At 70.9% G+C, this 12,642-nt stretch carries 12 protein-coding genes and 1 pseudogene; 8 read left to right on the forward strand and 5 right to left on the reverse strand.

All coding sequences use genetic code 11. The features are described from left to right. Positions 1 to 20: 20 nt before the first annotated feature. A complete protein-coding gene (locus AB0L45_RS11510) occupies positions 21 to 1,529 on the forward strand; it encodes a hypothetical protein (RefSeq protein ID WP_365838492.1) in 1,509 nt (502 codons plus the stop codon). A gap of 112 nt (positions 1,530 to 1,641) precedes the next feature. Here the strand turns inward: AB0L45_RS11510 and AB0L45_RS11515 are convergent, their stop codons facing one another. Continuing rightward, a complete protein-coding gene (locus AB0L45_RS11515; protein WP_365838494.1) occupies positions 1,642 to 2,079 on the reverse strand; it encodes a hypothetical protein in 438 nt (145 codons plus the stop codon). Positions 2,080 to 2,102: 23 nt separating this feature from the next. Further along, the gene (locus AB0L45_RS11520; RefSeq protein ID WP_365838496.1) at positions 2,103 to 3,260 is read right to left on the reverse strand and encodes a hypothetical protein; all 1,158 of its coding nucleotides are present in this window, start codon (positions 3,258 to 3,260) and stop codon (positions 2,103 to 2,105) included. Between the two features lie 481 nt (positions 3,261 to 3,741). On the opposite strand from AB0L45_RS11520, the gene AB0L45_RS11525 reads away from it, so the two are divergent. The 7 genes and pseudogenes from AB0L45_RS11525 (at position 3,742) to AB0L45_RS11555 (ending at position 9,616) form a co-directional block, all read left to right on the forward strand. Continuing rightward, positions 3,742 to 5,208, forward strand: coding sequence for an alkaline phosphatase PhoX (locus AB0L45_RS11525; RefSeq protein WP_365838498.1), 1,467 nt, complete (start codon positions 3,742 to 3,744; stop codon positions 5,206 to 5,208). 69 nt (positions 5,209 to 5,277) lie between these two features. Then, positions 5,278 to 6,366, forward strand: a complete 1,089-nt coding sequence (locus tag AB0L45_RS11530) for an LLM class flavin-dependent oxidoreductase (RefSeq protein WP_365838500.1) — start codon at positions 5,278 to 5,280, stop codon at positions 6,364 to 6,366. 78 nt (positions 6,367 to 6,444) lie between these two features. Then, positions 6,445 to 6,558: pseudogene (locus AB0L45_RS11535) on the forward strand (transcriptional regulator); the annotation flags it as partial. Continuing rightward, on the forward strand, positions 6,555 to 6,944 hold the full coding sequence (locus tag AB0L45_RS11540; protein ID WP_365838502.1) for a VOC family protein: 390 nt from the start codon (positions 6,555 to 6,557) through the stop codon (positions 6,942 to 6,944). The pseudogene AB0L45_RS11535 and the gene AB0L45_RS11540, both read left to right, overlap by 4 nt. A gap of 209 nt (positions 6,945 to 7,153) precedes the next feature. Next, positions 7,154 to 7,792: an HAD family hydrolase gene (locus tag AB0L45_RS11545; RefSeq protein ID WP_365838504.1), complete on the forward strand. Its 639-nt coding sequence runs from the start codon at positions 7,154 to 7,156 to the stop codon at positions 7,790 to 7,792. Between the two features lie 105 nt (positions 7,793 to 7,897). After that, a complete protein-coding gene (locus tag AB0L45_RS11550; RefSeq protein WP_365838506.1) occupies positions 7,898 to 9,088 on the forward strand; it encodes a helix-turn-helix transcriptional regulator in 1,191 nt (396 codons plus the stop codon). A gap of 78 nt (positions 9,089 to 9,166) precedes the next feature. Continuing rightward, a complete protein-coding gene (locus tag AB0L45_RS11555) occupies positions 9,167 to 9,616 on the forward strand; it encodes a hypothetical protein (RefSeq protein WP_365838508.1) in 450 nt (149 codons plus the stop codon). Positions 9,617 to 10,005: 389 nt separating this feature from the next. Here AB0L45_RS11555 and AB0L45_RS11560 read toward each other — a convergent pair whose 3' ends face one another. The 3 genes from AB0L45_RS11560 to AB0L45_RS11570 form a co-directional block, all read right to left on the reverse strand. Continuing rightward, on the reverse strand, positions 10,006 to 11,271 hold the full coding sequence (locus tag AB0L45_RS11560; protein ID WP_365838591.1) for a TerD family protein: 1,266 nt from the start codon (positions 11,269 to 11,271) through the stop codon (positions 10,006 to 10,008). An 82-nt stretch (positions 11,272 to 11,353) separates the two neighbouring features. Next, positions 11,354 to 11,626 carry a GlsB/YeaQ/YmgE family stress response membrane protein gene (locus AB0L45_RS11565; RefSeq protein ID WP_365838510.1) on the reverse strand — a complete coding sequence of 91 codons (273 nt, stop codon included), beginning with the start codon at positions 11,624 to 11,626 and terminating at the stop codon, positions 11,354 to 11,356. Positions 11,627 to 11,784: 158 nt separating this feature from the next. Further along, positions 11,785 to 12,594 (reverse strand): NAD(P)-dependent oxidoreductase, encoded by an 810-nt coding sequence (locus tag AB0L45_RS11570; protein ID WP_365838593.1) that lies wholly within the window; start codon positions 12,592 to 12,594, stop codon positions 11,785 to 11,787. Between the last annotated feature and the right edge of the window lie 48 nt (positions 12,595 to 12,642).

Below are 12,642 nucleotides of genomic sequence, written 5' to 3' on the forward strand. Positions count from 1 at the left end.
CACGAGGAGCTGAGCCCGAGATGTCCGCAGACCGCCCCACCCTGCCGCCGGTGCGGCTGCACTCCGACGCGGAGCTGGCGCGGGACGCGCTGAGCGCGCCGCTCTTCGCCCGGGCCGCGCAGCTGGCCCGCTGGGCCGAGCCCGGCGTCCCCGTCGGCGTCGGCGGCGAACTCCTCCAGGAGCAGCTGGCCGGTGCCGTCGACCACCTCGGCCTGGCCGGGGACGAGGACGGCGCCGGGTACGCCGCCGAGGCCTGGCAGCTCGCGGTCGACACCGGGCTGGTGGAGATCGAGGAGGACGAGGAGAACGCGGCGGCCGACGGGGAGGACGCGGAGGGGCCCGGCGATGCCGTGGCCGGTACCGCCACCCCCGGCGAGGAGCTGTCGCTGCTGACCTCCGGCAGCCCGCAGGACATCCTGGACATCTGGCTCGGCGGCATGGAGACCGTGCTGGCCGACGCCGTGGCGCCGGACCTCTCCGACATCGCCGACCAGCTCGCCGAGGGCGGCGAGCTGGACCTGGACGCGATCGACTGGAACCCGGAGGAGGAGGCCGAGCTGCTGGACGGCATCCTCGGCAACCTCTACCTGCTCACCGCGCTGAACGAGGACCCCGAGCAGGCCGTGCCGCTGCCCGCCCTCGCCGCCTCCATGATCGTCCCGGACGACATGGACGAGCCGACCGACGACATCCTCGAAGAGGTCTCCGAGGCGATGATGCGGCTCGACGACCAGTTCCGGGTGCTGGAGCCGATCGGCCTGGTCGCGTACCGGCCGGTCGACGAGGCGCTCATCGAGGAGCTGGACGAGAACGGCGCGACCACGCGAGCTGCCGAGCCCCTGGAGGACGAGGACGTCTCCCGTTACGGCATGGTCCGGCTCACCCCGCTGGGCGTCTACGCCGTACGCGCCCGGATGCTGGACGCGGGCGTCGACGCCCCGGCCGTCGGCGACCTCACCGACAAGGGCGCCGACGTCCTGCTGGACGCGCTGCCCGGCTACCCGGAGCCGCTCGCGCAGGCCGAGTCCGAGCAGTGGCTCGCCGCCCGTACGCCCGTCGACGCCGCCCGCGACCTGCTCTCCGCCGCCCGCGGCGACGACGAGGACGGGCCGCTGCGCCGGCTGGCCTGCCAGCAGACGCTGTCGCTGGCCGGGCCGGAGGCCGAGCCCGCGCTGCGCGAGGTGCTGGACGACCGGCAGCTGGGCGGTCTGGCCCGGGTCTGGCTCGCCGAGCGCGGCGCCACCGCCGTCCCCGAGCCGTCCCAGGACATGATCTTCTGGCTGACCGTGGACACCATCGCGGCGCAGCTCGGCGCGGCCGAGGCCGCCGACGAGAGCGCGGACGAGCTGCGCGCCCTCGTCGAGGGGCTGGTCGGCCGGCACAACGGCTTCTTCGAGACGGCCTGGCGGGTGGACCACCCGGCGACCGCCGACGTGCTGGAGGCCATGGGCCGCCTCCACCCGGACAAGAAGACCGCGAAGGAGGCCCGCAAGGCGGCCTTCAAGGCGCGCTCGCGGCAGAAGGGCTGAGCACTCGTACGCCGCGGGTTTCCCCACCGCAGCCACCGGCGGGCGGCCGGAGCACCTCGGTGCTCCCGCCGCCCGCCGGCCTTTCCGGCGGAGGTGCGCCGTCAGCACATGATCAGCACACGAGCTGCGTCGTGTGGTTGAACGAGGTGGACTGGCCGTTGAACCCGTAGGTGCCGCGGTAGGACAGCGGGACCTGGAACTGGCCGATGATGGTGATCGTCGCGGCGCAGTTGCCGCCGGTGCCCGGCCGCTTGGCGTCGATCCGCAGCGAGCTGCCGATCGAGCCGCCGGTGATGTCCCACGGAGCGCCGCAGATGCCGGTGGTGATCCGGCCGCCCGTGACGACGTTGGTGTTCGGGTTGTAGCTGACCTCCATGTCGAAGGTGAGCGCCTGGTTGTGCAGCGCCATCTTCTGGGTGACCTGGAGGGCTTCGGCGGAGACGTCACGCTGTACGGCGAACGCCTCGTCGCGGGTCTTGACCTCGGAGCCCTGGGCGTTGACGAACTGGTGCTCGTGGCCCGGCCCCTTCTTCTTCGCTGCGCTTGTCATGGCTCTCCCTCGGGCTCGGTGGGTCAGGCCAGCTGCTCGGCGACCTCGACGCGCAGCAGCGTGCGGACGGTCTCGATGTGGTTGACGATGGTGACCGTCGACGAGCCCGCGAAGAGCAGACCGACCGCGACGTTGTCGAGCGAGGTGACCAGCGAACCGGAGTCGCCGCCCGCCGAGATGTTCGTGGTCATGATCTGGTCCTTGAAGCGCGCCGTGCCGGCCGTGCCGTAATTGACGTCGACCGTGGCGTCGGTGGAGACGATCCGCCCGAAGCTGATGTTGGTGGTCCGGCCGGTCTTCTTGACCAGGTCACCCACCGCCACCGCCGACTTGCGGCGCCATGCGCGCGGCGCGCCGCTGAAGTACTGCTGCCGGGTGGCGTCCTCGAACTCGATCTTCGCGAGCGCCGCGTCCACCACGTTGTTGTGCTGCGTCAGCGGGATCTGCGGGGCGAACTGGATCGAGATGAAGCGGTCCAGCGTGCCGATCCGGTCCGCGGGGTCCGTACCGCCGTCGAACTTGCCCGGCTGGAGTACGGAGCTGCCCAGCGGCGCCCGGTTGGAGTCCGCCAGGACGTGGTTGTTGCTCAGGATGTAGAACTTGCCGGGTACGCCGAGGCCGGGCGCCGGCGGGTTGGTCTGGGCCCCGGGCAGGAAGTCGTACACCACGCTGCCCAGCGTGCCCGCGGTGACCTGTACGTTGCCGACCGAGAAGCCGGCCGGGCAGGGGCGCATACGGCGCTTGAGGAGCTGCGGCTCCAGGGCGCTGCCGAGCTGGCTCAGCTCTTCGAGCAGTGGCTGGGCGAGCGCGCTCATCCGCTCGCCGTTGCTCCCGAGGCTCCGCTCCTGCGGCATCGAGCGGCTCTGGCCGCCCGGTACACGCTGCTGGGCCTGCGCGGAGATGTGGCCGACGGCCAGGACGTCGGTCGGGGTGCCGTCGTCCATCTCCCGGGGGATCACGTCCCGTTCGGGCAGCATCGACTCCGGGACCTTCTGCGTGACGAAGACCAGGACGGCTTCCTCGCCGGTGGGCTCGCCGTTGGTCCACTTCACGCCGTGCCCGAAGCCGACGACGTTCGCGGTCGGGTTCTGCGGGTGCATGAAGTCGGAAAGTGCCTGTTGGCGGGAGGTGTCGCTGACCTGACCTCCGGTGGGTCCGCGCATCATCTCGGGCTGGTTCACACCAGACCACCTCTTCCCCGGTGGGCGTCCCGCGCGGCTCTCAGCCGTGCGTCCGGGCCGTACGAGCGCCGAGCGCTCCGGCGCACGGACGGTGACGGCTGCGGGGCGGGACCGCGTTCGCTTCACGAGCCCGGGCCGCCCACGGCGGCGGGGGCTCTCAGGGGAGGACGGGAACCCGGCACGGAACAGCTCCCCGGGCAGCTCCGTACGACTCTGCGGGCGCTCCGCTCTCCCTACGGGTGATGCAGGTAGGGACTGTCTATTGCCGGGCCGGTCGGCGGTCAAGGAGGTACGCGATAAATCTTGCGCTTGCTGCGCGGATGCCGCTGATGACCTTGTTTGCCATGGTTTTCCGCGGTGGAGGGGCTCGCTTCGCGGACATCGCGGCGTCGTACCGGGTTCAACCGCAGTTCGCCGTGGCGCGCGAGGGTGTGCCGCACAGCGCACAGCACTCCCGCACCGGTCCCGCCCAGGAGATGACATGCCGCTCAGCCGCAGAGACTTCGCCAAGCGCTCCGCCGTCGCCGGTGCCGGGGTCGCACTGACCGGCAGCGTGGGCGTCCTGGCCACCGCGCCCGGCGCCATCGGGCAGGAGAACCCCGGACAGCGGCTTCCGCAAGCCGGTGCCCCCGCAACGGGCGCCGGCGCACGGGGGCGCGAGCCCGGTTACGGTCCGCTCATCGACGACCCGGCCGGCATCCTCGCCCTGCCCGCCGGATTCTCGTACCGGATCATCACCCGGGCCGGCGTCACCGAGCTGGAGAGCGGCGAGCCCACCCCCTCCCACCACGACGGCACCGCCACCTTCGAAGGCCCGCGCGGCGCCACCCTGCTCGTCAACAACCACGAGCTGAAGGGGCCGCGCGCGAAGTGGCCGCACCCCGTGCCGCTCGCCGAAGGGCTGGTCTACGACCCGGCGGCAGCCGGCGGCTGCACCGTCGTCGAGGTCTCCCGGGACGGCCGGCACGTCGCCGAGTGGGTCGGCATCGCCGGTACGTCCACCAACTGCGCCGGCGGCCGCACCCCCTGGGGCACCTGGCTGACCTGCGAGGAGACCGAGGACAAGGCCGGTCAGAACGGCATGACCAAGGACCACGGGTACGTCTTCGAAGTCGACCCGTACGACCCCCGCGCCGCCCGTGATCCGCGCCCCGTCAAGGCCCTCGGCCGCTACGCCCACGAAGCCGTCGTCGTCGATCCCCGGCGCGGCCACCTCTACCTCACCGAGGACGCCGACCGCCCCAACGGCCTCCTCTACCGCTGGACCCCGCCGCCCGGCTTCCGGCACGGCCGCGGCCGGTTGCGTACGCTCGCCGACGACGCGGGCGTACTGGCCGCGCCGCGCTGCTACGACTCCGGCGGCCGCTTCGTCGACGACCTCTCCCGCGCCACCAGGACCGGCACGGTCTACGGCGTCGACTGGATCGAGGTGCCCGAGCGCGACGCGCGCCGCACCCCCGTACGCAAGCAGTTCACCGACGGCATGATCACCCGCGCCCGCAAGCTGGAAGGCATGTGGTGGGCCGACGGCGGCGCGTACATCGTCTCCTCGTACGCCCGCGAGGAGAGCCCCGTCCACCACGACGGCCAGGTCTGGTTCTACGACCCGCGCCGCCGCACCCTGACCCTGAAGGTCCTGCTCGGCGTCAACCCCGCCCCGGACCAGGACGGCGCCCTCGACGGCCCCGACAACATCACCGTCTCCCCGTACGGCGGCCTGATCATCGCCGAGGACGGCGAAGGCGTCCAGCACCTCTTCGGCGCCACGGACGACGGCCGCACGTACCCGATCGCCCGCAACGACCTCGACATCGGCACCGCCGACGCACCCGCGTACAGCGAATTCACCGGCCCGGTCTTCTCGCCGGACGGCCGCACGCTGTTCGCCAACATCCAGGACCCGGGGATCATGCTGGCGATCCGGGGCCCTTGGCGGCGGCAGGGGTGACGGCCGGGCGGGCCGTGCCCGGCCCCGCGGCGGGGAATCACGGCCGGTTCCGTGCACGTTGCACCAGGTGTGAGCACGCGGAGCGGTACGACGAACCAGACACCCGGCGAGCCGGCCGGGACAGGGGGCCACCCGACCGACCGCGAGGCTCCCCGCCTCCGCACCCCGTTCTCCCTCCTCGACCGCTCCCGGACCCGCCAGGGCCGCCCGGAAGCCGAGGCGCTCCGCGAAACGATCGACCTCGCCCGGCACGCCGAAGCGCTCGGCTACCACCGCTTCTGGGTCTCCGAACACCACAGCGTGCCCGGCGTCGCGGGCTCCGCCCCGACCGTCCTGGCCGCCGCGGTCGCCTCCGCGACGTCCCGCATCCGGGTCGGCACGGGCGGTGTCATGCTGCCCAACCACCGCCCGCTGGTGGTCGCCGAACAGTTCGGCGTCCTGGAATCCCTCTTCCCCGGCCGCATCGACATGGGCCTCGGCCGGTCCGTCGGCTTCACCGACGGCATCCGCCGCGCCCTCGGCACCGACAAGGAAGCCGCCGACTCCTTCGCCGCCCAACTGTCCGAACTCACCGCGTACTTCACCGACGGACCGCGCCCCCACCCCCAGGTGCACGCCCGCCCGGCGGAGGGCCTGCGCGTCCCCGCGTTCGTCCTGGCCACCGGCGCGGGCGCGGACATCGCCGCCCGCGCGGGCCTGGCCCTGGTCATCGGCGACCTGCGCGGCCGCGACGCGATGCAGGCCGCCGTCGACCGGTACCGCGCCGCCTTCGAGCCCTCACCCCTGTGGCCCCACCCGTACGTCATCGTCTCCGGCACCGTGGCCGTGGCCGAAACCCCCGAAGCGGCCCGCCGCCTCCTGCTCCCCGAAGCCTGGTCGATGGCCTACTCCCGCACCCACGGTATCTTCCCGCCCCTCGAACCGGCCGAGACGATAGCCGCCCGCGAACCGGCCATGCCCCCGAAACAACGCGACTTCTACACCGCCGCCCTCACCGGCCACATCCACGGCACGGAGTCCCAGGTGGCCGCCGAACTGGACGAACTCCTGACACAGACGGCCGCCGACGAATTCCTGGTGACCACCAGCACGTACGACCGGGCGGCGTTGCTGGAGTCGTATGAGCGGCTGGCGAGGGTGGTGGGGCTGGGGGGCTAGCGGCGCCGGGTACGCTTTCCCTTCTCCGTCAGCCCCGGCTCCCTGCCTTGATAGGCAAGTTTCGACTTGCCTATGCGTCTGGTCGTTTCACGGCGTCAGGGCCGCTACAAGTTCCACGATCTGAACACCGAGCCCCTGAAGCGCCTCGTGACCCGATGGCGCAGGCCCGACCCACCGGAGAACACCCCATGAAGATCTACGTGACCAGCGTCTTCGTCGACGACCAGGAAAAGGCTCTGCGCTTCTACACCGATGTGCTGGGCTTCGTGAAGAAGCACGACGTCCCGCTGGGCGGAGAGGCCCGATGGCTGACCGTGGTCTCGCCGGAGGACCCCGACGGGACCGAACTGCTGCTGGAACCCTCCGGCCACCCCGCGGTGCAGCCGTACAAGACGGCGCTGGTCCAGGACGGCATCCCGGCCACCTCGTTCGCCGTGGACGACGTCCGGGCCGAGTTCGAACGGCTGCGCGGGCTCGGGGTGCTCTTCACCCAGGAGCCGCTGGAAATGGGCGACGTCACCACCGCTGTTCTGGACGACACCTGCGGCAATCTGATCCAGATCATGCAGACCAAGTAAGGCATGGGGCAGTACCTGCACCGACCGCCGTGTCATCGGCGCGACGATCGCGGCGGCGGGCGACGGGTTGCGCGGCCAACCGGACGGCGTGCGGAGTCACGGCCGTCGCCGATGCGAGGCGGCGGTGGCCAACGGCGTGTGGATCGCTCCTCACCGTGCAGCCGCGAACGCAGGGGTCCGGCAGACTCAACTGCCTCTAGGGTGCGTGTGTGATCGAAGCGGTGGTGTTCGACGTGGGGGAGACACTGGTCTGTGATGACCGGTACTGGCACAGCTGGGCAGACTGGCTGAGCGTCCCCCGGCATACGCTCTCCGCCTTGGTAGGGGCAGTGGTCGCCCAAGGGCGCGACAATGCGGATGCCGTTCGTCTGCTGCGGCCCGGCACGGATCTCGCCGCAGAGTACCGTGCACGCGAAGCGGCTGGGCAGGGCGAGTGCCTTGGTGAGGCGGACTTGTATCCGGATGCGCGGCCCGCATTGGCAGCGCTGCGCGCGGCCGGAGTCAGGGTCCTGATCGCAGGAAATCAGACTTCCCGTGCCGGCGCGCTGCTCCGCGGCTTGGACCTGCCTGCCGACGCCATTGCGACATCAGGTGAGTGGGGAGTCGCCAAGCCTCGGCCCGAATTCTTCGAGAAGGTCATCGCTTTCGCCGGTACTGCCCCGGAGCGCATCCTGTACGTCGGCGATCACCCCGCCAATGACATCGTCCCCGCCCGCGCGGCCGGCCTGCGGACTGCACACATACGCCGCGGCCCGTACGGGTTCTTGTGGGGTTCGAGTCCGGAAGCCGATCTGGCTGACTGGCGTGTCAACGGCTTGGAGGAGTTGCTGGGCATTGTGGCGGGCTGATGGCCCGACAAGGGCCTGCTTGTGGGTGGCTTTTGGAAGAAGGCACTCGAGCCGCGGTACACCAATCGCGTTACAGTGTGTATTGCAGCCCGAACGGAGTGCCACATGTGTGCTGATGCCTCGGCCGGTACGGGAAAGCGGATCGCGTATCAGCGTCGGCTGGCCCGCCTCACGCAGCAGGAACTCGCTTCTGCGGCAGGTGTCGCCCTAGGAACCGTGCGAAAGATCGAGTTAGGGGAGCGAGGTGTCGGCGAGGCAGTCCTGGACTCCATCGCCGCAGCTCTCGGGATTGACATCGCTCGCCTGCTGCCCCGACCTGACCGCGCTGATGACCGAGTGCACCGGGCCATGCCCAAGCTGTCCGCAGCTCTCGCCACCTATGACATGCCTGGGGATGGCCCCACGCGTCCATTGAGCGAACTCCGGAAGGAGGTGGCCGAAACCGTCACCTGGCGACTCGCAGCACAATACGTTCGTATCGCATGTCGTGCGCCGGAGCTTTTCGTCGAACTTGGTCGTGCCTTCCACAGCACGCCCGTAAGGTACCGCACCGAGATCGCCGAGTTGCTTGTCGCTGCATACCGGGCTGCCGACGCGATGGCGTTCAAGTGCGGCGCCTATGACCTGTCCGCCCGCTTGGTCGACCTCATGAGGTGGGCCGCGCCGCAGGCGGAGAATCCGCTGCTCGAAGCCGCGGTTGCCTATACACGGGCCGAGACGTATTTCGCCGCCGAAGCCCATGCGGCCGGCCTGCGTGCCTTGGAACGCGCGTTGGGTGCGGCGGCCTCGCGCCATTCGGCCGGCCCGGCAGCCGTTGCGACACGTGGAGCTCTGCATATGCGGGCCGCTGTCATGGCCGGTCGTGCCGGAGATGCGCACGTTGCCGCTGCTCATCTCTCCGACGCTCGTTCTCTCGCCGCACATGTCCCGGAAGCCGTCTATCAAGGGACCGAGTTCGGCCCGGACACCGTACGCATCCACGAACTGTCCGTCGCTGTCAGCTTGGGGGGCGCTCTCGTGCGGCGCGTCCTCGACACAGTCGGTGCCTGGGTTCCGCCAGCTGGCCTTGCTGCGGAACGCCGATCGGGTTTCTACATCGAGCTGGCGCGTGCGCAACTCTGGTCGGGTCGGTCGGAACAGGCTTTTGTCTCTTTGCAGACCGCACGGCACATCGCTCCCCAGCACACCCGTGAACACAAGTGGGTACGTGAGGACGCTGCGACACTGCGCAGGTTGAAGCGTGGTGACGCTGAGAGCCTGTCGAAATTCGCGGAATGGTGCCGCGCGGGCGAGTGACCGGGCTACCCCGTGCAGGGGTACTTGTGCCGTCCGCGGCAGGTCAGCATCTCCTTGTCCGAACGACAGGAGCTCGTGATGATCATGCCCGATGCGTTGACCGGCGCAGTTGGCCAACGTCCACCGGTGGGTACTGCCTGCCTGCCGCCCGGCACCCTGCCCGCCTGGATCCCACGCGGAGCCGGCCTGCGCGTCGTGCGTGACGTGGCGGGGCTCGGCGTGGATGTGGTGTGGCTGGCGTTGCCTGTAGGAGAGGAGGTGCTTGGGGAGTTGGGGGCGCGGTCCGGGGCTGTGATCGAAGACCGTCGGCCCGCCGCCGGGATGTGCTGGATGGTGCCGGCCTGGACGGCCGGTGGGATGCGGCTTCCGCTGTGGGAGGACGCGAGCATGGGGGCGGCCCTGTACGTGCCGGGGTTGGAGATGCGTAACGAGCGGCTGCGGTGGCGGGTGCGGCCGGATGCCGGTGCGTTGGTGACGAACCCGGTGACGCTGCGGGCGGCGGTCATCGCGGTGGGGGACGTACAGTGATCGGCTGCGCGGACTGCGGCACGGTACGGGGCGTGACTGTGATCGGTACGGTGCACGCGGCCAGTGGGGGCGGGACCGATGTCGGGCGGTGTGCCGGGTGTGCGGAGAAGCGGGAGAGACGGCGCAGGGGCGGCAACCGGTCCGCAGTACCGTCTTCAGGCAACGGAACGCCGCGTCACCCGGCTTGATCATGCCGGGCGACGCGGACGGGGAGTGGGGAAAACTGGGAAATCAGGCTTATGCTCCGCTGCTACGAACTGCAAGAAACTGCCGGAAGACGGCACTTGGCCGGTGGCGGCGGAGCGGAGGGCGAGAGGCAGGCGCCTTCGGGGCGGGGCCCGCCCAGCTGTGCCCCGCCAGCCCGTGTGACGGTGCCGGCCAGCCAGTTCCTACAGCGCCGCACCCCCCGGCTTGACCATCCCCCGGACCGTGCGGGAGTCGACGAATTCGCCCATGGCGGTCATTTCCCATTCGCCGGAGAACTGGCGGATGAGTTTGGCCATCATGACGCCGGTGCGTGGTTCGGAGTGGGTGAGGTCGAAGCGGACCAGTTCTTCGCCGGTCTGGGCGTCGACCAGGCGGCAGTAGGCCTTGGCGACGTCGGAGAATTTCTGGCCGGAGAAGGAGTTCACCGTGAAGACCAGGCCGGTGACCTGCGGGGGGATGCCGCCGAGGTGGACGGTGATGGCCTCGTCGTCGCCCGCGCCCTCGCCGGTGAGGTTGTCGCCGGAGTGCTGGATGGCGCCGTTGAGGATCTGGAGCTTGCCGAAGAAGCAGTTGTCGACCTTTTTGCGGTCCGGGCCGTAGGCGATCACGGACGCGTCCAGGTCGATGTCCTTGCCGCGGTAGGCGGGCTCCCAGCCGAGGCCCATGCGCACCGAGGACAGGAGCGGCTGACCGCCCTTGACCAGGGAGACGGTCTGGTTCTTCTGGAGGTTGACGCGGCCCTTGTCGAGGTTGATCTTGCCGGTGCCGGGCGCGGGGGCCGGGGCGGGAGCGGCTGTCGTGGGCGGCGGGGCCATGGGGGCGGGGGCGCCGGTGGGCGGGCCCCACTGGGCGGCGGGCGGAGCGGCAGGCGGAGCGGAAGGTGCCTGCGGCGCCGGAGACGGGGCGGCCGGAGGTGCGGCGGGAGTCTGTGCGGTCGGGGCGGCCGGGGCGGCGGGTTCCTCGACGGTGACGCCGAAGTCCGTGGCGATGCCGGCCAGGCCGTTCGCGTAGCCCTGGCCGACCGCGCGGACCTTCCAGGCGCCGTTGCGGCGGTAGATCTCGACGACCACGAGGGCCGTCTCGGGGCCGAGCTGCGGCGGGGTGAAGGAGGCGATGACGCTGCCGTCGTCGGCGTTGCGGACCGTGCCGGTCGGTTCGGTGCCGGCGAAGGTGGCGCCGGGCGCGTCCAGGCTGGCGGTGACGACGATCTTCTCGATGCCGGCGGGCACCGCGGCGGTGTCCACCGTGATCGTGTCGCCCGCGCCGGACGCGCCGGACGTGTGGGTCACGCCCGGGCCGGCCGGCTGGTTGTAGAACACGAAGTCGTCGTCGGAACGCACCTTGCCGTCGGCGGTGAGCAGCAGGCCCGACACATCGAGCCGCACGGGCGCGGTGACGTCCACCGCCACCCGCGAGGCGGTGAGCGGGAGGTTCGAGCCAGGAGTCATAGCGGTCATGCCGGGGATAACGAGTGGCCTTCCTTTGCGGTTCCATTACCGAGGGCCGGACGGGGCACCGGCGCCGGCAGGGTCAGCGGCGGTCGCGGCTGTTGCCGAAGAGCAGACGGTAGGCGATCAGCAGGACCAGGGAGCCGGCGATGGCGGCTATCCACATCGACGGGTCGTAGAAGTCCTTCGGGATCGGCTTGTCCAGGATCTTCGTGGAGAGCCAGCCGCCGATGAAGGAGCCGATGATGCCGATGAGGGTGGTGCCGACGAGTCCGCCCGGATCCCGTCCGGGCAGCAGGACCTTGGCGATGACGCCGGCGATCAGTCCCAGTACGAGCCAGCTGACGATACCCATGGTGCGTTCCTCGTTCCTGCGCAGTTGCGCAAATGATTGATACGTACACGAGGACGCGGGGAGGCGGGCGGGGGTTGCGCCGACCGGGCCGGCGTGGCCGAGGCCACGGTCACTCAGTACGGGTGGAGGGCGGGTCAGGCGGATCCATGGCCGTCCGCTCAGTACGGCCAGATGGGTGGATCCACGCAGAAGGAGCCGCCGAGGTGGGCGTGTTCGGGATTCGCGGGGTCGAGTTCGCCGTGCGCGGCGACGAGTTCGGCGGCGTACTGCTCGGAGTCGTCCTGCGGCACGTAGCCCAGTGAGCGGGCCGTGGTCAGGTCCCACCACAGGCGGGTGTTGGCGGAGGACCCGTAGACCACGGTGTGGCCGACCCCTTCGGCGGTGAGCGCGGCGTGCAGCAGGCGCGCGCAGTCGGCCGGGCTCAGCCAGATCGACAGCATCCGGACGGTGGTGGGGCGCGGGAAGCAGGAGCCGATGCGGACGGAGACCGTCTCGATGCCGTGCAGGTCCCAGTAAAGGGAGGCGAGGTCTTCGCCGAAGCTCTTGGAGAGGCCGTAGTACGTGTCGGGGCGGCGCGGGGTGTCCACCGGGATCGCGCCGGAGCCGTCGGCGGGACGCGGGGTGAAGCCGACGGCGTGGTTGGAGGAGGCGAAGACGACGCGGCGGACGCCTTCCTCGCGTGCCGCTTCGTAGAGGTTGTAGGTGCCCTCGATGTTGGCGCGCAGGATCTTCTCGAAGGGGGCTTCGAGAGAGATCCCGGCGAGGTGGACGATCGCGTCGACGCCGCGCACCGCCTCGCGGAGGCCTTCCTTGTCGGCCAGGTCGGCGGTGACGGCGTCCGGCGCGTCGTCGACGGGCCGCTGGTCGAGGAGGCGGAGGCGGTAGCCGTACGGGGGCAGCAGGTCGCGCATCAGGGTGCCGAGGCCGCCGGCGGCGCCGGTGAGCAGGACGGTGCGGGGGGCGGGCATGGGGGCCATGGGGACTCCTCCGGCCGGGCGCCGGGCGCCGGCGCGTAC

Source organism: Streptomyces sp. NPDC052496 (assembly GCF_040679095.1).
Taxonomy (GTDB): Bacteria; Actinomycetota; Actinomycetes; order Streptomycetales; family Streptomycetaceae; genus Streptomyces.